The sequence below is a fragment of the Rhodococcus sp. BP-332 genome (assembly GCF_019836065.1).
Taxonomy (GTDB): Bacteria; Actinomycetota; Actinomycetes; order Mycobacteriales; family Mycobacteriaceae; genus Rhodococcoides.
Map to the genome: position 1 here is coordinate 21,960 of NZ_JABUEC010000004.1, position 22,441 is coordinate 44,400.

General features: G+C 69.4%; 12 protein-coding genes. 4 read left to right on the forward strand and 8 right to left on the reverse strand.

Annotated features, from left to right (window positions below):
- Window positions 1-20 precede the first annotated feature (20 nt).
- Genes pks13 through HQ314_RS15365 form a run of 3 tightly spaced genes read left to right on the forward strand, consistent with a single transcriptional unit; the run spans window position 21 to window position 8,014 of the window.
- Complete coding sequence (pks13, locus tag HQ314_RS15355) at window positions 21-5,189, forward strand: polyketide synthase Pks13 (protein WP_374197840.1); 5,169 nt, start codon at window positions 21-23, stop codon at window positions 5,187-5,189.
- Window positions 5,186-6,727, forward strand: a complete 1,542-nt coding sequence (locus HQ314_RS15360; RefSeq protein WP_027507281.1) for an acyl-CoA carboxylase subunit beta — start codon at window positions 5,186-5,188, stop codon at window positions 6,725-6,727. The genes pks13 and HQ314_RS15360 overlap by 4 nt, the downstream gene beginning before the upstream one ends.
- A 24-nt stretch (window positions 6,728-6,751) precedes the next feature.
- Window positions 6,752-8,014 carry a lipase family protein gene (locus HQ314_RS15365; RefSeq protein WP_222650533.1) on the forward strand — a complete coding sequence of 421 codons (1,263 nt, stop codon included), beginning with the start codon at window positions 6,752-6,754 and terminating at the stop codon, window positions 8,012-8,014.
- A 10-nt stretch (window positions 8,015-8,024) separates the two neighbouring features.
- Here HQ314_RS15365 and HQ314_RS15370 read toward each other — a convergent pair whose 3' ends face one another.
- From HQ314_RS15370 to HQ314_RS15395, 6 genes are read right to left on the reverse strand one after another with little or no spacing between them, the layout of a single operon-like run.
- Entirely contained in the window at window positions 8,025-11,336 is a 3,312-nt protein-coding gene (locus HQ314_RS15370) for an arabinosyltransferase domain-containing protein (protein WP_222650534.1), read from the reverse strand.
- Between the two features lie 50 nt (window positions 11,337-11,386).
- A complete protein-coding gene (locus HQ314_RS15375) occupies window positions 11,387-14,656 on the reverse strand; it encodes an arabinosyltransferase domain-containing protein (protein ID WP_374197841.1) in 3,270 nt (1,089 codons plus the stop codon).
- Window positions 14,657-14,703: 47 nt separating this feature from the next.
- Entirely contained in the window at window positions 14,704-16,419 is a 1,716-nt protein-coding gene (locus HQ314_RS15380) for a 6-pyruvoyl-tetrahydropterin synthase-related protein (RefSeq protein ID WP_222650535.1), read from the reverse strand.
- Window positions 16,416-18,305, reverse strand: a complete 1,890-nt coding sequence (locus tag HQ314_RS15385; protein ID WP_261781755.1) for a galactan 5-O-arabinofuranosyltransferase — start codon at window positions 18,303-18,305, stop codon at window positions 16,416-16,418. The genes HQ314_RS15380 and HQ314_RS15385 overlap by 4 nt, the downstream gene beginning before the upstream one ends.
- An 8-nt stretch (window positions 18,306-18,313) precedes the next feature.
- The gene (locus HQ314_RS15390; RefSeq protein ID WP_027507284.1) at window positions 18,314-19,078 is read right to left on the reverse strand and encodes a decaprenylphospho-beta-D-erythro-pentofuranosid-2-ulose 2-reductase; all 765 of its coding nucleotides are present in this window, start codon (window positions 19,076-19,078) and stop codon (window positions 18,314-18,316) included.
- A complete protein-coding gene (locus HQ314_RS15395; RefSeq protein WP_056443121.1) occupies window positions 19,075-20,481 on the reverse strand; it encodes an FAD-binding oxidoreductase in 1,407 nt (468 codons plus the stop codon). The genes HQ314_RS15390 and HQ314_RS15395 overlap by 4 nt, the downstream gene beginning before the upstream one ends.
- Before the next feature lie 47 nt (window positions 20,482-20,528).
- Here HQ314_RS15395 and HQ314_RS15400 point away from each other — a divergent pair, with 47 nt between their 5' ends.
- Window positions 20,529-20,990 (forward strand): GtrA family protein, encoded by a 462-nt coding sequence (locus HQ314_RS15400; protein ID WP_082544389.1) that lies wholly within the window; start codon window positions 20,529-20,531, stop codon window positions 20,988-20,990.
- Here HQ314_RS15400 and HQ314_RS15405 read toward each other — a convergent pair.
- A complete protein-coding gene (locus tag HQ314_RS15405) occupies window positions 20,987-21,544 on the reverse strand; it encodes a dTDP-4-dehydrorhamnose 3,5-epimerase family protein (protein WP_222650536.1) in 558 nt (185 codons plus the stop codon). The two genes, HQ314_RS15400 and HQ314_RS15405, sit on opposite strands and share 4 nt — an antisense overlap.
- On the reverse strand, window positions 21,541-22,416 hold the full coding sequence (gene rfbA / locus HQ314_RS15410) for a glucose-1-phosphate thymidylyltransferase RfbA (RefSeq protein WP_222650537.1): 876 nt from the start codon (window positions 22,414-22,416) through the stop codon (window positions 21,541-21,543). Before rfbA ends, HQ314_RS15405 begins: the two co-directional genes overlap by 4 nt.
- Between the last annotated feature and the right edge of the window lie 25 nt (window positions 22,417-22,441).

The window sequence follows — 22,441 nt, forward strand, 5'->3', positions numbered from 1 at the left end:
GCGGGTAGTTTGGCGAGCTGATGGCTGAAGAAGAGACAACGACGTCCGCACCGGAGCCGACAGGTGACGCCGGGGCCCCGCAGGCGGGCGACATGACCGTCGCGCAGCTGAGGGACTGGCTCCGCGCCTGGGTCGCCGAGGCCACCGGCAAGGACGTCTCGGAGATCTCCGACGACCGTCCGATGGAGGAGTTCGGTCTCGCGTCCCGCGACGCCGTCGCGCTGAGCGGCGACATCGAGGATCTGGTCGGCGTCACGCTGACGGCCACGGTCGCGTACCAGCACCCCACGATCGCCTCGCTCGCGACACGCATCATCGACGGGGAGCCCGAGTCGGAGAGCGGCACCACCGACGACGCGTTCTACCTGTCCGGCACCACCGACGACAGTCACGACATCGCCGTCGTGGGCGTGTCCACCCGCTTCCCGGGTGCCGGCCACACGCCGGACGAGATGTGGGACATGCTGTCCGGCGGACGCGACGGCATCACCGATCTGCCCGAGGGCCGGTGGTCCGAGTTCCTCGGCGACCGTGCCATCGCCGAGGCGGTGGAGAAGACGGTGACCCGCGGCGGGTACCTCGACGACGTCAAGACGTTCGACGCGGAGTTCTTCGCCATGTCGCCGCGCGAGGCGGCCAACGTCGACCCGCAGCAGCGCCTCGCGCTGGAGCTCACGTGGGAAGCGCTGGAGGACGCGCGGATTCCGGCCAACGAACTCAAGGGCACGCAGGTCGGCGTCTTCATCGGCACGTCGACCAACGACTACCAGATGATCGCCGTCAGCGATCCCGACCCGCACCCCTATGCACTGACCGGCACGTCGACCGCCGTCGTCGCGGGGCGCGTGTCCTACTTCTACGACTTCCGCGGGCCGTCCGTCGCGCTGGACACCGCGTGCTCGTCGTCCCTCGTCGCCGTGCACCAGGCGGTGCGCAGCCTCCGCACCGGTGAGTCGAGCCTGGCCCTGGCCGGCGGCGTGAACATGCTGCTCTCGCCCGCCGCGACGCTCGGATTCGGGCAGACCGGCGTGCTCGCACCCGACGGCCGCATCAAGGCGTTCTCGTCGGACGCCGACGGCATGATCCGCTCGGAGGGCGGCGGCCTGGTGGTGCTCAAGCGTCTCGAGGACGCCGAGCGCGACGGGGACACCGTGCTCGCGGTCATCGCGGGCAGCGCGGTCAACCAGGACGGTCGCTCGAACGGGCTGGCCGCGCCCAACCCGGACGCCCAGGCCGACGTCCTGCGGACCGCCTACCGCGACGCCCGCATCGTGCCCACCACCGTCGACTACATCGAGGCGCACGGCACCGGCACCATCCTCGGCGACCCCATCGAGGCCGATGCACTGGGTCGCGTCGTCGGCCGCGGACGCGACGCGGACAAGCCCGCGCTGCTCGGTTCCGCGAAGACGAACTTCGGCCACCTCGAGAGTGCCGCGGGCGCCGCGGGGCTCATCAAGGTGATCCTCGCGATGCGCGAGAACCAGGTGCCGCCGTCCCTGAACTACGCCGGACCCAACCCCTACATTCCGTTCGACGCGGCCAGGCTCCGCGTCGTCGACACCGCGACGGACTGGCCCCGGTACTCAGGCACCGCCATCGCCGGTGTCTCCGGCTTCGGTTTCGGCGGCACCAACGCGCACGTCGTGGTCCGCGAGTACGTTCCCGCCGCGTCGGCGCCGAGCGTTGCCGGCGCACCCGAGTTCGATTCGCCGGAGTTCGATTCGACAGCGGTCGATCCGGAAGCGCTGATCGGGGAGCCCGTGGGCGTTCCCGAGGAGACGCCGGCGGACATCGAGCGGGTACTCGCGGGTGTGTCGGCGTCTCCGGCCGAGTCCGAGGAGGCGCCGGAGCCGGGACCCGTTCTCCTCGCCGTGTCGGCGAGCATGCCGTCGCGCCGTCGTCGTGCGGCATCGGATCTGGCCGACTGGATCGAGTCCGAGGTCGGCAGCACCACGGACCTCGAGGCTCTCGGTCGGTCCCTCGCCCGTCGTAATCACGGGCGCTCCCGCGCCGTCGTGCTCGCCACGACGCGTGCCGAGGCCGTCGCCGGACTGCGCGCCGTCGCCGACAACAAGCCGGGCCCCGGCGTGTTCTCCGCCGACGCGCCCGCGTCCAACGGCCCGGTGTGGGTGTTCTCCGGCTTCGGTGCGCAGCACCGCAAGATGGCGAAGGACTTCTACGCGTCCGAGCCGCTGTTCGCCGCGGCGCTCGATCGCGTCGACGCCCTCATCGAGGACGAGTCCGGGTACTCGATCCGGGCGATCGTCTCGGACGACTCGCTCACGTACGACTTCGAGAACTCGCAGGTCGGGATCTTCGCGATCCAGGTGGCGCTCGTCGAGACGCTGCGTGCGTACGGCGCCGCGCCGACCGCGGTGGTGGGCCACTCGATGGGTGAGGTCGCCGCCGCGTACGCCGCCGGTGGTCTGAACCTCGAGGACGCGGTGCGCATCATCGTGGCGCGTTCGCGACTGCTCGGCGAGGGCCAGGAAGGTCTCGGCGACGCCGAGGCCGGCGCGATGGCGCTGGTGGAGTTCTCCGCGCAGGAGGTCGCCGACCTCACCGACCGCTTCCCCGGGGTGGAGCCCAGCGTGTACGCAGCGCCGACGCACACGACCGTGGGCGGACCGGCCGAGCCGGTGCGACAGCTGGTCGAGTACGCCGAGTCGCTCGGCAAGATGGGCCGCATCCTCGACGTGAAGGGCGCCGGACACACCTCGGCCGTCGATCCGTTGCTGGGCGAGCTCGCGGCCGAACTGATGGGCATCGAGCCCACCCCACTCGCCGTGTCGGTGTTCTCGTCGGTGGACAGGGAAGCGTTCTACCGCGCGGGTCACGAGCCGATCCACGGTGTCGAGTACTGGACCAAGGGCATGCGCCATCCCGTCTGGTTCACCCAGGCGGTCAAGCTGGCCGTGGATGCCGGCTACACCACCTTCGTGGAGTTGTCGCCCAATCCGGTGGCGCTGATGTCCGTCGCCGCCACGGCCTGGGCGACGGGTGTTCCGGACGCGACGCTGATCGCGACGCTCAAGCGCAAGGAGAGCGAGCCCGCGACGTTCCTCGCCGCACTCGCCGACCTCTACGTGCACGGCCATGCCGTGACGCTGTCGAGTCTGTTCGGGCCCGGCGAGTACGCGGAACCGCCACGCACCGCCTTCGTGCGCAAACACCACTGGATCGACGCCGCGGTGCATCTGGGCAGCGGCAGCGCCGGGGGCGCGCGAGTCGCGTTGCCCGACGGCCGCGTCGTCTGGGAGACACCGGTGGCCGGTGTGTCCGCCATCGGAGATCTGGTGTCGACACTCGCCGGCGAGGTGCTGGGCGACGTGACGGTCGGCGCCGTGGTCACGCAGCGCCCCGTGCCCACCACCGGTTCGCTCACCACCACGCTCACCCCGCATCCGGGCGGTGCGTCCCTCCAGGTGCACTGGAACGACGGCACCCTCTTCGTGCCGGTCGCCGACGCCGTGGTCACCGCGGCGGGCAGTGTCGGATCGCTGGCTCCCGCAGGCGATTCCGCCGCGGCGGCTCCGTTCGTGGAGGAGGAACCCGAGGTCGTCGACGACTTCGGCGATCGCTGGATCCCGAACGGGACACAGACGATGGAGGATCGTCTCGCGATCATCGTCGCCGAGTCGATGGGGTACGCGCCGGAGGATCTGCCGGCCGAGATCCCGTTGATCGAACTGGGTCTCGACTCACTGATGGCCGTGCGCATCAAGAACCGCGTGGAGTTCGAGTTCGACATCCCCCAGGTGCAGTTGCAGGCCGTGCGCGACGCCAGCCTGCGTGAGGTGGAGAAGTACCTCCGCTACGCGCTGGACAATCGCGAGGAGGTCGCGGCGCTCGCCGAGCAGCAGGAACGCGAGCGCACGGCCGAGCAGGCCGCCGATCAGACGCCCGAGCAGGAACCCCCTGTCGCACAGCCCGATCCGGTGATCGCCGAGCCCGAGACGGTGGTCGACGAGACCGTACCGGGATCCGACAGCGGCCAGGCGGGCCCGACCACGGCGACGGCGTTCGAGGCGCCCGTCGCCGACGCGGTGACCGACGTGGGCGACGCACAGTCGTTCGCGGAGGCGACCGGGACGGACGTCGCACCGCGTGACGCCGCGGAGCGCCTCACCTTCGCGACGTGGGCCGTCGTGACGGGGCAGTCCGCCAGGGGCATCTTCAATCCCCTTCCTGTGCTGGACGATCCGACGGCCGAGAAGCTCGCGGAGCGTCTGAGCGAGCGGTCGAAGGGCGAGATCACGTTCGACGACATCCTCGACTCGGAGACGATCGAGCAGCTCGCCGACGTGGTGCGGCCGTTCCTCGAGTCGGGCGACGTCACCGGACTGGTGCGCACGCTGCGCGCTCGCCCGGAGGGCTCCACCGCGGTGCCGGTGTTCGTCTTCCATCCCGCGGGCAGTTCGTGCGTCGTGTACGAGCCGCTGCTCAAGCGACTCCCGGCGGACACGCCGATGTACGGCTTCGAGCGCACGGAGGGACCGATCGAGGATCGCGCCCGCGAGTATCTGCCCCTGCTCCGGGAGATCCAGGGCGACGGGCCGTACGTGCTGATGGGCTGGTCCCTCGGCGGTGTGCTCTCGTACGCCGTCGCGACGATGCTCCGCGAGGAGGGCGCCGACGTGCGCTACGTCGGGCTCATCGACACCGTCATGCCGTACGAGCCGATCCCGGACACCGCGGAGGAGATCGAGCTCCGCTGGAAGCGCTACGCGCAGGTGGGCAAGAAGCTCTACAACGTCGACTACCCGCTGCCGTACGAGAAGCTGGCACAGGCCGACGACGACGGCCAGATCAAGATCATCATGGACATGGTCAAGATGAGCAGCGCCAAGATCCCCAGCGGCATCATCGAGCACCAGCGCACGTCCTGGTTGGACAACCGCGCGATCCAGACCGCCCGGCCCCAGCACTACGACGGGGACGTCACGCTCTACATGGCGGACAAGTACCACGACGACGCCATCGCGCTCGAGCCTCGACTCGGCAAGCGGGAGCCGCACGGCGGCTGGGCGCCGTTCGCACCGAATCTGGACATCGTGCACATCGGCGGTGACCACCTCGCGGTGATCGACGAGCCGTACATCCGCGCGATCGCCGCGGATCTGACGGGCAAGATGCGAGACATTTCGGCGTCGATCACGCCGGAGGGAAGCGAGTCGCACACGTGAGCACCACTGCCGCCAAGCTGGCCGAACTGCGCGAGAAGTTGGAGGTGGCGCGGGAACCCGCAGGGGACGTCGCCATCGCCAAGCGCGCGAAGAAGGGCATTCCGAGTGCGCGCGAGCGCATCGACATGCTGCTCGATCCGGGTTCCTTCGTCGAGATCGGCGCCCTCGTCCGCGCGCCCGGCAACCAGGACTCGCTGTACGGCGACGGCGTGGTCACCGGCCACGGCACGGTCGACGGCCGACCGATCGCCGTGTTCTCGCACGACCAGACCGTGTTCGGCGGCACCGTCGGCGAGATGTTCGGCCGCAAGGTCGCGCTCATCATGGAGTTCGCGGCGGACGTCGGTTGCCCGTGCGTCGGTATCAACGACTCGGGCGGCGCGCGTGTGCAGGACGCCGTCACGTCGCTGGCCTGGTACGCGGAGCTCGGTCGTCGGCAGGAACCGTTGTCCGGCATGTGCCCGCAGATCTCGGTGATCCTGGGCAAGTGCGCCGGCGGCGCCGTGTACGCGCCGATCAACACCGACATCATCGTGGCCACCGAAGAGGCCTACATGTTCGTCACCGGCCCGGACGTCATCAAGTCCGTCACCGGCGAGGACGTCAGCCTCCACGATCTCGGGAGTGCCCGGAAGCAGGCCGAGTACGGCAACGTGCACCACGTGGCTCAGGACGAGAAGGCAGCGTTCGAGTGGGTGCGCAAGTACCTGTCGTATCTGCCGTCGAACTGCCACGAGCAGCCGCCGGTCATCAACCCCGGTCTCGAGCCGACCATCACGGACGACGATCGTTCGTTGGACACCTTCATGCCGGACTCGGACAACGCCGGGTACGACATGCACGAGATCCTGCTGCGGATCTTCGACGACGGTGACTTCCACGAACTCACCGCACAGACCGCGTCCAACATCATCGTCGGGTTCGCCCGCGTCGACGGTCGTCCGGTGGGAGTGGTGGCCAACCAGCCGATGCACCTCAGCGGCGCGTTGGACGCGGCGAGCAGCGACAAGGCGTCTCATTTCATCAACATCTGCAACGCCTTCGAGATCCCGCTCGTGTTGGTCACGGACACACCGGGATTCCTGCCGGGGCTCGAGCAGGAGAAGATCGGCGTCATCAAGCGCGGTGGCCGGTTCATCTTCTCGTACGTGTGCGCATCGGTCCCCAAGGTCACCATCGTGATCCGCAAGTCGTACGGCGGCGGATACGCGGTGATGGGGTCGAAGCAGCTCGGCGCCGACATCAACTTCGCCTGGCCCACAGCACGTATCGCGGTGATGGGCGCGGAGGGTGCGGTGTCGATCATGGCGCGCAAGCAGCTGGCCGAGGCGGGCGACAACGCCCCGGCTATCCGTCAGGGATTCATCGACTTCTACAACGAGCACGTGGCGACGCCGTGGGTGGCCGCCGAGCGCGGTTACATCGACGCCGTGATCGAGCCGTCCACCACGCGTCTCGAGATTCGCAAGGCCCTGCACATCCTGCGCGACAAGGCGAAGGAACCGCGACCGAGAAAGCAGCATCTGTTCCCGATCTAGTTCCGCCGGGGCTATCGTGCTGCCATGAGACGGACCGTGGTCGTCCTGGCCTGCGTCGGAGCGGTCGTGGTGCTGGTGGTGGCCGCGGTGGTGGCGGTGGTGATCACGCGGTCGTCCACGACGTCTCGCGACGATGCGCGGTTCCAGGAGTCGATCGCGTCGTTCTACGAGTCACCGGACACGCCTGCCGCGCCGGGCGAGCTGATCCGCATCGAGCCGATCGACGATCTGGACGTGCCCGGCGGCACGGCCTACCGGATGCTCTACGGCACCCAGCGTCCCGACGGGTCGCCCGCCGTCTCGTCCGGAATGCTCATCGTGCCGACGGCACCGGCGCCGCCGGGTGGGCGTCCGGTTCTGGCGTGGTCTCACGGCACGCTCGGCTTCGGAGACGAGTGCACCCCGTCGCGGCGGTACCACCCGACGATGGAGGACACCCTGGACTTCACGAACTGGTTGCCGTCCGTGATGGAGCGCGGGTGGGTCGTCGCGGCGACGGACTACACGGGCCTCGGCACCGCCGGTGACACGTACTATCTCATCGCCCGCAGCGAGGCGCAGGACGTTCTGAACTCGGTGCGGGCGGCGCGCGATCACGCTCCGGCGCAAGCGAGTTCGGTGTACGCCACCTTCGGGCACTCGCAGGGCGGTCACGCGGCGATCGGCACGGCGATGTTCGCCGACTACGCGCCCGAGCTCCGGTCGGTGGGCGCGGCGGCGGCAGCGCCCGCGGCGCTGCTGGGTCCGCTGTTCTCCGAACAGTGGAACACGTTCGTGGCGTGGGGGATCGGGCCCAGCGTCGCGGTCTCGTGGCCGGTCGTGTATCCCGACCTGCCGCTCGAGGGGGTGCTCGGCGACGCGGCGATGTCGCGCTACCGGTCGCTGGCCGACGGGTGCATCACGGACGAACTGCCCGAACTGCTGCTCGAGCGCGCCGAGGGGGAGCAGTTCTTCGACTCCGACCCCATGCAGAACCCGGACTGGGCTGCCGCCGCAGCGGATCAGGCAATCGACCTCTCGCGCGTCGACGTACCCCTCTTCGTCGTCCAGAGCCTCGCCGACACGGTCGTCCTCCCGAACACGACGGCGCTGCTGGCCCGGACGGCCTGCACCGCACCGTCTCCCGAGTCCGACGTCGCCTGGATCGGCCAGGTGGCACACCAGGACACGGCGAAGGTCGGCGGCCTGGTGGCGGTCGACTGGTTGCAGGACCGCTTCGACGGCGTCCCCGCGCCGAACTCGTGCTCACACCCGTCGCCGATCGCGCCGGCGGAGCCCACGGGGTGACGAACGCCGTCTAGTAGACCCGCAGCGTCCCCGGCGACCACAGCCCGCTCCGGGTCTGCTCGGTGACCTCGACGGTCGCTGCGGACGCGCTCGGATCGAACCTGTCGTAGCGCTCGAGCGAACCCCAGTCGCGTCCCCAGTCGTGGTTCAGGTACGTCGGGACGGTGGTGGGTGTCGCCAGCATCTCGGTGAAGCCCAGCGGGCCACCGTTCTCCGCGGCCTGCCACGTGTCGGTGGACGAGACCGCCAACCCGCGATCGGGCAGGATGCGGAAGTTCGGCACCTCGGCGACGCCGTCGAGATGGTCGAACGGACGCTGGCACGGGAACTGCAACCCCACGGCCCAGTCCAGCAGGACGGGCTGCGTCGTGCCGATCTCCTCCTGCAGCGGGACGACCACGGGCACGCGGGGCGGCGTGAAGGCCAACCACTGGTCACCGGTGAGGTTGGGATCGTTGGCGACCACACGCACGGCATCCGCATCGGGGGAGAGCTCGTCGAGCGGGATGCGCAGGTTGCGCCACGACGGTGCCGGGCCGATGTCCTTGGGGAGGTAGTCGCCCTGGACCTGCACCGAGCCGTCCGGCTGCCGGATGCCGTACTCGACGCGGAGCGACTGACCGTACGTGTTCTCGCCGGTCTCCTGGTTCTCGGACCAGATGCGGCCGGCCGCACTGACCACCACCAGGGGCGCGTCGTCACTGCGTGCGGGGAGGCCGTACCAGCTCGACGTCGCGTAGGCCGGTGTCTGCACCCCGGTCTGGTACGAGCCGAGGACGGGTGTCGTGGCGGGGTCGAGCCCGAAGGGCAGGCGCGCGGTGGAGCCGTTGACGCCGGCGGCGCCGACACCACCCGCGGTACCGGAGGACTGGCCCTCCTCGAAGGACGCGCCCACGGACTGCTGGTCGGTGTTGCCCTGTCCGGGCTTGACCTCCACGGCGTCGGCACTGAGGTCGGTGGGGATGCCGTTGGGTGTGAAGCCGACGGGCTCGGCGCCGCCCAGTGGGCCCGTGGCAGTGTCCACCGGTCCCGGAAGTGGCGACAGCACACCGGCGTTCGGGTCGGACTCCACGAGGACATCCCCGGCCAGTCCGCAGCTGTTGCCGGCCAACGCCTGCACGTTGGAGCGACCGAGCGAGTAGGCGGGGTACTGCGAGACGGCACCCTTGAGGAGCGAGAGGATCTCGAACAGGACGAGCAACCCGGCCACCACGGTGAGCGGCGCGGCCGCGAACTTGCGGATGCGCCGCCCGCGTTCGGTTCCGGGCTTCGGTTGCGGCGCAGCGAATCCCTCGCGGAGATAGTGCCATGCCGCGAGTCCGACGGCGGCGAAGAACAGGATCAGCAGCACGGTGTTGGACTGGATCCCCTTGACCGAGACCACCTTGTCGAACCACGGCACGCCGTAACTCGAGACGTACCAGTACCCGTTGATGCCCGAGAACGACAGTGCGAGAACGAAGGCGAGACCGACGACGAAGACGGTGCGGTTGCGCCGCGACCGCAGTGCACTGGCCGAGACCGCGACGGCGGTGAGCGCCGCGAGCGAACCGGCGATGCCGGCGTACACCCCGAAGTGGTGGGTCCACTTCGTCGGGTTGAACATCATGAAGAAGATGGTGCCGAAGACGACACCGATGAGACGCCACGCCGGACCGGACGGGACGCCCGGGATCCGCTTGCGCCGCAGCAGGACGAACACCGTGGTGAAGAGGCACAGCAGCATGGTCAGGAAGGCGAAGCGGCGGGCGACCGATCCGTCGACCGTCTGGACGAAGAGGTAGTAGTACCGCAGGAAGTCGTTGTACCAGGGCAGGTTCGGACCGATGAGCGTGCGCACACGCGTCGACTCCTGGACCGCCGCGAAGGTCTGGTCCCCGTAGACGACGATGAGGACCAGCACGCCGGCACTGGCGATGGGTGCCAGCAGCGGCAGCGTCCCGACCATGCGGTGCCGTTTGACGACGATGCGCACCAGCGGCCGGATGCCCGTCAGGATCGCGGCGACACACATGAGGCCGGTGGGTGCGGCGGCGAGGGTGAAGGCGCCGATCAGCGCTGCCATGGCGGCGGGGAGCAGCCGTCCGGTCGCGATGGCGCGCTCGACGGAGCACCACGTGAGCAGGGCGCCGAGGGCCACGACGGGCTCGGGACGCAGCCCGTTGTTGTACGGCAGCCAGAAGGCGAGGAAGACCAGTCCGCCGGTCCAGACGGCGACCGAGTTGACGCGCACCGCGCGCCCGAGGCGCGGGACCACCTCGCGGCTGATGACCAGCCAGCACAGGATGCCGGCGATCAGCGCGGGCAGGCGCATCCAGGGGCTCGCCGTCGAGATCTTGGCGAACGCGGCCAGCACGTCGTAGTACCAGCCGAAGGGCGCCTCGGGGACGCCGAACCAGCGGAAGTAGTTGGCCATGTAGCCGGCGTTCTCGGAGACGCGGGCCATGGTGAGCAGGTACCCGTCGTCCGCGGTGTTGGCGCCGAAGAAGTGCCAGCCGGCGAGTGCGCCGACCACCACCGCGTCGATACCGGTGACCTTCCACCAGTGCGCGGGGAAGAAGCGGCGGTGGGTGCGGCCGTCGACACCGTCGAGCCTGGCCAGCGCACTCAGTGCGAGCGCCGTGCAGGCGATGGCGGCGGCCATGGCGAGCAGCTTGAGCACGGTGGGCGACGACGAGAAACGGGAGTCGACGGCGATCGACACGTCGAGGCCCGGGTACTGCGCGGCGCTGCCGGCGAGGTCGGAGTAGACGCCGACCACCTGGGGCCGCAGGTCGCCGCCGAGCTGACCCGCGCGGGGATTGCCCTGTGCGTCCACGAGCCCGTCGAACGACGCGGACGTGGCATCGATGGTGGACGTGAAGGTGATCGCCCCGCACGCGGCCGACTGCACCTCGGAGCGCGGGGCGGAGGCGATCACGACGTTGCGGTCGAGGACGTCGACCGTGTTCTCGCCGACGCGGACGAACATCGCGTTCAGCGCGGCGCCCTCGCCCTGCGGCGGCGCGGTGGAGAGGAGGATGCCGCCCGCGTCCGGCACGTCCGCGACGGCGCTGCAGGGGATGGAGACCGACATCGAGACCGGCACCTGGGACATCAGGGGTGCATCGACACTGTCGACGGTGCCGTCCTGCGGCCACTGGACGACGGCGTCGTCCTGCGTGACCGGAAGGAACGGGGTCAGAATCGCGAAGAGAACACCGAGAACCCCCGCCACCATCGCCACGAGGCGGGTGGTGCGGTACTGCTGTCGGACGTCCACCGAGCGATCCGGGCCGGCAGGTGTCGGCGCGGTCGGCGAAGAGGTGAGGGCGTCGGGCACGGCTCCCGATGTTATGCGACCGTGATCCGGTTGCTGCACCCGCTGGTTACTTACTGGTACTTGATGTGTCCGGGCGACCAGATGCCCGAACGCGACGACGTGGTCACGTCGGGTTCGACGGCCACCGCGTCCGGGTCGAGGGGCAGATAGCGCTCGAGGGATCCCCAGTCGCGACGGAGGTCGTCCGCCAGGTAGGTCGGTACCGTCTCCGCGCGCAGGACCAGTCCGGTCCAGCCCAGAGGGCCGCCGCCGACGGAGTCCTGCCAGGCGTTGGTCGACTCGGCACCGTTGCGGTCGGGCAGGATGCGCCACTCCGGCAGTTCGGCGACTCCGTAGCGGTGGTCGAACGGCCGCTGGCACGGGAACGCGAGTCCGACGGACCAGTCCAGCAGCACCGGGTCGGTGGACCCGACGACGTCGTTGAGAACAGTGGTCCGCGGTGCGCGCGGCGGGGTGACGGCGAGCCACTGGTCGCCCGCCAGATCCTCGTCGGAGGCGACGAGTCGCACAGCGTTCGCGGTCGGCGGGACCTGGTCGAGGGGGACCCGCAGGTTGCGCCACGACGGTTGCGGGCCGATGTCGATGGGTGCGACGCGTCCGAGGATCTCCTCGGCACCGTCCGCCCCGACCGTGGCGTACTCCACCTCGAGGCTCTGCCCCGGGGTGACGATGCCGTCGGTGTCGACCGAGCGGATACGACCCGCGGCAGTGACGGACAGGAAGTCTCGCTGCGCGGCGTCGGGCAGCGCGTACCAGCCGGACGTGAGGCTCGCCGGTGCGGCGTCACCGGAGCCGAAGCTGCCGAGCACCGGCGTGGTCGCGGGGTCCAGCCCGAACGGCAGCGCGATCCGCGAGCCGTTGACGCCGGTGCCGGCGGTGGTGCCGCCCCCGGTGCCCGCGCTGTTCGCGGTGGCCTGCTGATCGGTGTCCGAGGGGTCGACCGAGTTGGCTCCGCCCGTTGCACCCGAGCTCTCGCGATCAGCGCTCAGATCGCCGGCGACGCCGTTCGGGGTGAAGCCGACGCTGTCGGTCCCGGCGAGCGGGTCGGCGCCCGGCTCCGGGTTCAGCGGCTGGAGCATCGAGGCGTTCGGATCGGTCTCCACCAGGACGTCGCGTGCCAGGCCACACGATTGACCGAGGATCGAGTTCACGTTGGACCGGGCCACCGAGTACGCGGGGTACTGCGACGCCGCCCCTTTGAGCAGGGACAACACCTCGAACAGCACCACGAGGCCGGCCACGACGGTGAGCGAGGCCCCGCTGAAACGCCGGGTCCGCGCCGGCTCGGCGCCGACGTAGGGAGCGCGGAAGTGTTGCCATGCGGCGTACGCGAGCGTCAGCACGGTGAGCCCGAGCAGCAGCGTCGCGAAGCCCTTGCCGGCGATGGACGGGGGCTTGTCGAACCACGGCACGCCGTAGCTCGAGACGTACCACCACCCGTTGGACCCGGTGAACGCCAGCGCGGTGAGGAACAGGACGGCGGCCGTGAACAGAGTCCGGTTGCGCGGTGAACGCTCCGTCGCCGACATCACGGCGATGGCGGCGAGCGCGGCGAGAGACCCTGCGAGCCCGGCGTAGACGCCGAAGTGGTGCGTCCACTTGGTCGGCGTGAACATCATGAGGGCGAGGGCTCCGGCGACGATGCCGAGGATGCGGCGGGACGGACCGGTCGACGTTCCCGGGATCCGGCCGCCGCGACGCAGCATCACGACGAGACAGGTCACGAGGCACAGCAGCATCGCGAAGACGGCGAAGCGGCGGGCGAGCGATCCGTCGGGCGAGATGTTGAGCAGAGCGTCCCAGCGGTACCGCTCGTCGAACCACTTCACGTTGGGTCCGACCGCGGATCGGACACGGGTGGCCTCGAGGACGGAGGCGACGGTCTGGTCGGCGAACACGGCGAACAGCACCACGGTGCCCGCCGCGAGGATCGGGGCCAGCAGCGCGGGCAGTCCGACGGCGTGGCGCCGACGGACGACGATCTGGATGACCGGGCGCGCGCCGGCCAGCAGCGCGGCGATCGCGATGAGGCCGGTGGGTCCGGCAGCGAGGGAGAAGGCGGCGATCACCACGGCCACGGCCGCGGGCAGCAGGCGCCCGGTGGAGACCGCGCGCTCGATGGAGCACCAGGTGAGCAGAGCGCCGAGCGCGATGATCGGCTCGGGACGCAGGCCGTTGTCGTAGGGCAGCCAGAAGGCCAGGAAGACCAGACCGGCCGTCCACACGGCCACCGGTCGGGTGCGCACCGCGCGACCGAGGCGCGGGATGACCTCCCGAGAGATGACGAGCCAGCACAGGACGGCCGCGATCAGCGCGGGCAGGCGCATCCACGGGCTGGCGGTCGACACCTTGGCCAGTGCGGCCAGCATGTCGTAGTACGGCATGCCGAAGGGCGCCTCGGGCACGCCGAACCACCGGTAGTAGTTGGCCATGTATCCCGAGTGCTCGGAGACCCGCGCCATGTTGAGCAGATATCCGTCGTCCGAGGTGTTGGCGCCGATGACGTGCCACAGCAGCAGCGTCCCCACGACCACGGCATCCACGCCGGTGACCCGGAGCCAGTGCCGGGGGAAGAACCGCCGTGCGCGCCGGCCGTCGGCGTCGTCGAGCCGGTGCAGTGCGACCAGCGACGCGATGACCAGGAGCGACCCCAGCACGATCGCGAGCAGTTTCAGCGTCGACGGTGAGGAGGAGAACCGAGAGTCCACGTCGATGCGTACCGACATGTCGGCCGGTGCGGATCCGGTCAGGTCGCTGAACACCCCGACGGTCTGGGGTCGCACGTCGCCCGGGGCCGTGCCGGTGAGATCGCCGACCGCCGCGGTGGTGCTCTCCGGCGTCGAGGTGAGAGTGAGCGCATCGCAGCCGGCCACGGTGTCCGCGGGCACCGAGAGCAGCAGTTGGTCGCGCAGCACGACGGTGACGTCGCCGGCGTCGGTCCGTGTGACCACGAGGCCCACGCGCCGGGCATCCGGTGACTGCGGCGCGACGGTGGACAGCACCAGGCTGCCCGGCGTGGCGTCGGCGAGAACGGAACACGGGACGGTGGCCGACAGCGAGAGCGGGTTGTACGAGACGAGGGGCGTCTCGACGCTGGTGAACGAGCCGTCCTGCGGCCAGGTCACGGACGCGGCGTCCTGCTCGACGGGTAGGAGCGGGGTGAGGATCGCCAGAAGTGTGCCGAGCAGACCCGTGACGATCGCGACAATGCGCGTGATGGCGAACTGTCCCGACCGGCCTCCGGCCTTCCCGAAGGCGAATCGACTCGGTCTCGACGCCGGGGCCGGTGGTTCGGTCGTCGTCTCGGCGGTTGTCGGCACGCCACGATGCTAAGCGACGAGACCCGCCCCGCCAGAATCCGCGACCGTCAGCGGACGTCCCACACGTACGTGCCGTCGATCTCGGTGGCGGTGCGACCCAGCAGATCGTCGACGGTGTCGCGCAGTGCCTCCTGGTTCTCGGTCGGGGGCAGCATCACCACGTCGGCGTCCCAGAACGCGAGGTCCTCTCGCGCCGTGCGTCGCTGATCGTCGTTCAGTGTCGGGACGATGCCGGTGCGTCCCGCGGTGCCGAGCAGCTTCGCGGTGGGTCGATCGATCGCGCCGTACTTCGCCTCCCCGTCCGGTTGTCCGCTCGGTCCGACGAAGTAGCCACCGGCGATGCGGTACTCGAGCCCGGTGTCCACCTGCCAGCGCAGCGCTGCGGCGGTGCCGGGATTCGGGACCGGCACGGTGACGATCGATCCCGGGTCGTCGGTGTCGACGTACTCGCGCCACGTCCCGTCCGCCAGGAACGACGGGGTCTCTCCCCGGTCGGCCGTCGGCAGCGGTGTCGGTGCGAGGGGGACGAGTGCGACGGCGAGAGCGCCCGTCCACACCACGGCGACGCGGCGCGACGCGGGTGCGGTCAGGACGTGATCGGTGACCATCGCGATCAGCAGCGCCATGGCCGGCACCGCGGCCAGTACGAACCGGGTCTCGAGGACGGACTGCAGGAGCGGGATCCGGTCGAGGTACTCGCCGGGCAGGGCGATGCCGGTCTCCGTCCCGTCGACCACGAGGGCGACGCCCAGTGAGGCGACGCCGAGGATCAGGATCGACACGAAGGCGGCCACCGCGATCGGACGGCGGCGCAGCACCACGGCGGAGACCACGACGAGAAGCAGCAGCGGGATGCCGAAGTACGCGTTCTGCTCGGTGGGGTTCAGGGCGACGTCGTCCATCGGAAACGCTGCACCCCAGAGCGACTGGGGCGGGAACCGGACGAGTGACACCAGATCGTTCCCGGGCAGATTGTGGTCGAGGTAGCTGTAGTGCTGTCGCCCGCGGAACTGCCACCACAGGGGTACCGCGACGAGCACCGCTGTCAGCAGTGCGGCACCCAGCACGGGCAGGGCCGCGTGCCGGATCATGGGGACGAACCGGCGCGGCCGGAACACCCAGTACAGCACCGTGATCAGGGCGACGGCGACCGCGAAGACGAGGAGCGGCTCTTCGCCGAGCATCACCTGCCACGCCACCAGGAGACCCAGGACGACGGCGTGACGGCGACGGCGAGTGTCCTCCGCGTCGGCCATTCGGACGAGCAGATACAGGATGAACGGCAGCACTCCGAGCACGACGAAGTTGGGGTGGGCGTTGGCGTGCGAGATCATGCCCGGCGCGAACCCGCAGAGGAGCCCGCCGAGACCCGCGGCCGCACGTGACCGGATCACGGTGCGAGAGAACAGGAAGTACCACCCGTAAGCGGTGGTCGCCAGCCCGAGCGTCAGGGCGAGGGTGAACGTGGCCGCCGGTCCGAAGGCCAGAGTGATCGGTGTCAGAGGTACCGACAGGCCGAGCATCGCGGTGTTGGCCATCATGTTCACGCCGTCGGGCGCGTTCTGCAGGTCGGAGAAGAACGGGTTGTCGAGATGGGTGACCGAGCGGGCGGTCACGGCGAAGAACCACTCCCACATGGTCTGGTCCTGGCCGCTGAAACGGAGGTACTGCGACTGCAGGTGCTGCCACTGGTTGTGCAGCACCAGCACGGACAGCAGCGTGTAGACGGTGGCAGCGAGGAGGTCCGCTCGGCGGGCGGTCACGTGCGCACGACGAGGACGAACGGACCGATCTCGCGGATCTCGAACCGAGGGTCGTCGAACAGCGACTCGGGGTAGGAGACGGTGTAGCGGCGCACGTTCGGATCGTTGGGGTACACGTCCTCCGCGAGACGCAACGTGTAACCGTCGGCGCCGCGACGGAAGAGGAACGCGTCGGGGGCGCGCCACGGCAGGGCATCGAGGGCGGCGATCAGTTCGTCGCTGCTGCGCAGATCGCTCCACGACTCGATGGCGTCGGCGCGGGCGGCGAACTCGGCGAGCGGGTTCGCGTAGTGCGACGTCAGCCCCTGGAACCCGAAATACGGGTGGTACGCGAGGAACGTCGTGTCCGAGGTGAGCAACACCGTGTCGGTCCGCGGACCGGGCCGCGCCTCCTGGAGTGCCGCGTCGACCTCGCCGTAGTACGACACGGCGCTCGGTGGTCTCTGATCGGCACGGACTCCGTCGCCGTCGGTGTCCGTGTACGCCACCGTGATCTCGTTCTGCAGGACGTGGGGGATGTCCTGGGCGAAGGCGACGGCGCCGACGATCCCGACCGCGACGGAGACGGTTCGGACCCGGGGCGACTCACTCGCCACCAGGTACAGCGCCCGAGCGCCCTCCACGAAGCCGAACACGCCCGCGGCGCCGAGGATCAGCACCAGCACCGCCTCGAGTCGGAAGCCGAGCAGGGTGGTACCCGCGACAGTGGCGAGCATCGACAGCAGGCACCACCCGTAGACGGCGACGACGCCGAGACCCAGGGCCTGCGCACGGCGAGAATCACGGACTCGCACCACGATCCACAGAGTGCCGACGAGGCACAGGGCGCCCGTGAGGGTGAACTGCGCCATCGGGAAGGGCAGCTCGGACCCGGACTCCGGCAGGTAGTGCAGAGCGGTTCCGCTCTCCGCCGTGCTGCCCGTCAGCGACGCGAGCAGGTACGGCGCCCAGACGGTGAGCGCGAGCAGCCCGGAGATGCCTGCGATGACGACGAGGCGAAGTGCCGGGTCGAGCAGCACTGCGAGGGAACGGTTCTCCCGATAGCGCAGCACCGCCGCGACCACCGCCATGAGCACGACGGTGAAGGCCGCGATACCGAGATAGAGGGTGTAGACCGTCGCGGCGACACCGAGGAACAGGCCGGTGCCGACGACGGCTCCCCATCCTGCGCCGCGCGTCGACCCCGGGCGATGGAGTGCACCCCACGCCAGGATCAGCACGGGCGGGATCATGACTGCGATCGTGGCGCCGTACGCCTCGGGCGAACCGTAGGCCAGCATCAGGGCCGTCACGCCGAGCGCGACCAGTACTGCCAGGTCCGCCCGAACGAGACTGCGCCACAGCACGAGCGAGACCACGGCGGCGACGGCGAGGGACGCGATGGCGTAAGGCTTGTATGCCTCCCACCCGGCAATACCGAGCGCGTCCGCGACCCGGCCACCGACCCAGAACCACCCCGCGGGGTAGTACGGCGGGAGGTCGGCGTAGGTCATGTCGGCCAGTGCCGGCGAGTCGGTGAGGCGAGTGAGGTACTCGGTGCGGAACTCCTGATCCACCGAGATGCCGAACAGGTACAGCTTCGTGGCGGCCAGCGGCATGCCGAGTGTGACGGTGACGAATCCGCAGAGGCCGATCCACGACAGCAGGGTCGCGACACGGGGGGAGCGGCGCAGCCGGAGCATCACCACCGACGCGGCCAGCACCGCGAGAGCAGCCACCTGCCCGACCGTCGCGACGGCGCGAGTCACGTTGGAGGAGTTGAACGCCGGCCACTGCACCAGGGAGAAGGCGTACAGACCGACGGCCGCCACCGCGGCCGCGACGACTGCCGCGGCGACGGCCTCTGCGCTGGTACTCAGAGCCGTCCGCATGACTCTGTTCGGCATGGCCCTGCTCAGATGGGGAGTTTGCGGAAGATCGGACGCGGGACGTGCCGCAGCGCCATCATGACGAAGCGGAAGGGCCCCGGAGCCCACACCAGATCCTTGCCCTTGCGGGACGCGGACACGGCCAGTTTGGCGATGTCCTCCTTGTCCACCGTCAGCGGTGCTTCCTTGACGTGCGCGCTGAACTTGGTGCGCACCATGCCCGGACGGATGACGGTGACGCGAGGTCCGAACTCGCGCAGGGCTTCCCCGAGGCCGAGGTAGAACCCGTCGAGTCCGGCCTTGGTGGAGCCGTAGACGAAGTTGGAGCGGCGCACGCGCTCGCCCGCGACGGAGGACATGACGATGATGCGGCCGAAGGCCTGCGCCTTCATCTTCTCGCCGAGGAGCACACCCACCGACACCGACGCGGTGTAGTTGATGTTGGCCGTGAGCACGGCCTTGTTCTGGTCCTGCCACAGCAGTTCCGGATCGAAGTCCACCGCGAACGCCACGATCGCGACGTCGACGTCGCCCTTCGACCAGGCCTCGTCGATGACCTTCGGGTGCGACGCTGTGTCGAGCGCGTCGAAGTCGATGACCTCGACGGACTTGGCGCCCTTGGCCGTCAGCTGAGCGACGGCCGCGTCACGCAGGGGATCGTTGGGCAGCGCCGCGAGAATCACGCGAGCCGACGACGTCGAGAGGTACTCCTCGGTGATCGCGAGGCCGATCTCGCTCGTGCCACCCAGTACGAGAATGGTCTGCGGGTCGCCCACAGCATCGATCGTCACAGCAGTTCCAACCTTCTGGCCATATCCGAGGCGAAGACGCCTGTGGGGTCGACGGACCGCCGAACGGCGATCCACTCGTCGATGCGCGGGTACATCGCGTGGAACGTGTCCGCGGACGTCCGGGAGTCCTTGGCTGTGTAGAGCCGTCCGCCGAACTCGAGCACCCGCCGGTCGAGGTCCGCGACGAACGCGCCGAGACCCTCCTTGATCGGGAAGTCGACGCAGACGTTCCAGCCCTCGATCGGAAAGCTCAATGGCGCTTGGTTTCCCGGCCCGAAGAGCTTGAAGACGTTGAGGAACGAGTAGTGCCCCGAGCGCTGGATGTCGTGAATGATCTTCTTGAACTCGCCGACGGCCTGCGGCGGCACCACGAACTGGTACTGCAGGAATCCGGCCGGGCCGTAGGCCCTGTTCCACTCCCCGAACATGTCGAGCGGGTGATAGAACTGCGTCAAGTTCTGCACCTTGCCGCGGTAGGTACCCGACTTGCGGTACCAGAGCTCGCCGATGGGTCCGAACGTGTACTTGTTCGCGAGGCCGTTGGGGAACACGTCGGGGAAGGTCAGCAGCGGCTTCGCGCTGAAGCGCAGCGGATCCTTCTGCAGCTTCGCCGGCAGCTGGTCCAGGGTCGCGAGCGATCCGCGCGACAGCGCCGCACGTCCCAGCTTCGGCGGACCCGAGATGGCGTCGAACCAGGCGCTCGAGTAGTCGTATCGGCTCTCGCTGCCGTCGCTGTGGATCGCGATGGTCTCGTCGAGGCTCGCCGTCACGTCGCCGTCGGCGATGAAGTACGCGGTCTCGGTCGGCGTCATCTCGATGGTCGCCCGCAGGATGATGCCGGTCAGGCCGTTTCCGCCCACCGTGGCCCAGAACAGCGGCGCGTCGTCGCCGTCGGGCGTGATGTGGCGGACTGTGCCGTCCGCGAGCAGTAGCTCCATCGAGCGCACGTGATTGCCGAAGCTGCCGGCGCTGTGATGGTTCTTGCCGTGGATGTCACACCCGATGGCGCCGCCGATGGTCACCTGACGAGTGCCGGGGAGCACGGGGACCCACAACCCGAACGGCAGTGCCGCACGCATCAGCTGGTCCAGGCTCACTCCACCGTCCACATCGACGATGTGCGTCTCCGCGTCCATCGAGTGGATGCGGTTCAGTGCGCTCATGTCGACGACGAGCCCGCCGCCGTTCTGCGCGTTGTCACCGTACGAACGGCCGAGTCCGCGGGCGATGACGCCGCGCCGCAGATGGGACGGCTTGCTCTCGTTCTGCTCCGCGACCCGGAGGACGGCGGCGGCCACGATCTCGGGATCGGACGTGGTCAGCACCTGCGCCGTGGTGGGCGAGGTACGTGCCCACCCGGTGAGGGTGCGCGCACTGGTGGGTGGCAATTCGGTGATGGACATCGTTCGTCAGGTTACAGGCAGTGAGAGGGCCAGTACGCTGACGCTCTGTGTCATCAGACGATCACCAGCGCCTTCCTCTGCCCGTCGAGATCCCCGTCACGGAGAACACCGCCGACGACGCGCTGGATCTGCGGACCCAGATCGTCCGGTTCCTCGTCACCGGGGTGCTGTCGGCCGTCGTCGACTTCTCCATCACCATCGCGCTGCAGTACGGCCTGGACGTGCAGCTCTCGCTGGCCAAGGCCGCGGGATTCGTCGTGGGCACCACCGTCGCGTACCTGATCAACCGGCGTTGGACGTTCGCGGCACCGCCGTCGCGGGCGCGGTTCGTGGCCGTCGTCGTCCTGTACGCGGCGACGTTCGGTGTCCAGAACGTGCTGTACACGCTGTTCGGGCACCTGTGGCCCGAGACGATCCTCTACAGCGCCGCGGCGTTCGTCATCGCGCAGGGCACCGCGACGGTGATCAACTTCGTGGTCCAGCGAGCGGTGATCTTCAAGCTGCGCTAGGCCCAGTCCTTGAAGGCGGGTGCCGCGGCGTCCTTGTCGGAGAGTTGGTAGGTCAGGGGTGTGCCGTCGCGGCCGTGGGTGGGCCAGTCGATGGCGAGGTCGGGGTCGAGCGGGTGGATGTCGCGGTCCGCTCCGGGGGTGTACTCGAGGCTGCACAGGTACATCACCGTGGAGTGGTCCTCGAGGGAGAGGATCGCGTGCCCGAGCCCGACGGGCAGGTACACCGCGCGGCGGTCGACGTCGTCGATGAGCACCGAGTCCCAGGTGCCGTACGTCGGTGAGTCCTTGCGGAGGTCGACCACGACGTCGAGGAACGCGCCGCGGGTGCAGGTGACGTACTTGGCCTGCCCGGGTGGGTCGACGGTGACGTGAATCCCGCGGAGCGCACCGGCGGCGGAGACCGAGCAGTTGGCCTGCAGCAGTTCCAGGGGGTGCCCGACGGCGGCGGTGAAGGCGGAGTCCTTGTGCCATTCGAAGAACACCCCGCGGTCGTCGCCGAACTGGCGGGGAGTGAATTCGAACGCCCCGGGGACGCGCAGTTCGCGGAAGCTCACGGTCGGTGTCCTCTCTCGAGCAGGTCCAGCAGGTATGCCCCGTATCCGGACTTGAGCAGTGTCTGCGCGCGGGCGCGCAGGTCGTCGTCGGTGATGAACCCGCGTCGCCACGCCACCTCCTCGGGGGCGCCGATCTTGAGGCCTTGGCGCTGTTCGATGGTGCGCACGTAGTTGGAGGCGTCGAGGAGCGATTCGAAGGTGCCGGTGTCGAGCCACGCGGTGCCGCGGGGCAGCACCTGCACCTGCAGGGTCCCCGCCTCGAGGTAGTGGCGGTTGACGTCGGTGATCTCGTACTCCCCGCGAGCGGAGGGGGCGAGGTCGCGGGCGATGGCGATGACGTCGTTGTCGTAGAAGTACAGCCCCGGTACCGCGTAGTTCGACCGCGGGTGCGTCGGCTTCTCCTCCAAGGACAGGGCGGTGCCGCTCTCGTCGAATTCGATGACCCCGTACGCGGTGGGGTCGGAGACCTCGTAGGCGAACACCGCGCCGCCGTCGATGTCCCCGAACCGGCTCAGCTGCGTTCCCAGGCCGGGGCCGTAGAAGATGTTGTCCCCCAGCACCAGTGCGGCGCCCTCGGTGCCGATGTGCTCGGCGCCCAGCACGAACGCCTGCGCGAGGCCGTTGGGTTCGTGTTGCACCTTGTAGGTCAGCGAGATGCCGAACTGGGAGCCGTCACCGAGCAGCCGCTGGAACTGCTCGGCATCCTGCGTGGTGGTGATGATCAGGATGTCGCGGATCCCGGCGAGCATGAGCGTGGTCAGCGGGTAGTAGATCATCGGTTTGTCGTAGACGGGCACCAACTGCTTGCTCACGCCCTGAGTGATCGGATGCAGCCGCGACCCCGTGCCACCGGCCAGAATGATTCCTCGCATGATGGTCGAGTCTTTCAGACTGCGC

Bases quoted from the DNA above. Each gene is read 5' to 3' on its own strand.
- HQ314_RS15385 (WP_261781755.1), bottom strand. From the start codon at position 18,305: ATGCCGAACAGAGTCATGCGGACGGCTCTGAGTACCAGCGCAGAGGCC.
- HQ314_RS15395 (WP_056443121.1), bottom strand. From the start codon at position 20,481: ATGTCCATCACCGAATTGCCACCCACCAGTGCGCGCACCCTCACCGGG.
- HQ314_RS15365 (WP_222650533.1), top strand. From the start codon at position 6,752: ATGAGACGGACCGTGGTCGTCCTGGCCTGCGTCGGAGCGGTCGTGGTG.
- pks13 (WP_374197840.1), top strand. From the start codon at position 21: ATGGCTGAAGAAGAGACAACGACGTCCGCACCGGAGCCGACAGGTGAC.
- rfbA (WP_222650537.1), bottom strand. From the start codon at position 22,416: ATGCGAGGAATCATTCTGGCCGGTGGCACGGGGTCGCGGCTGCATCCG.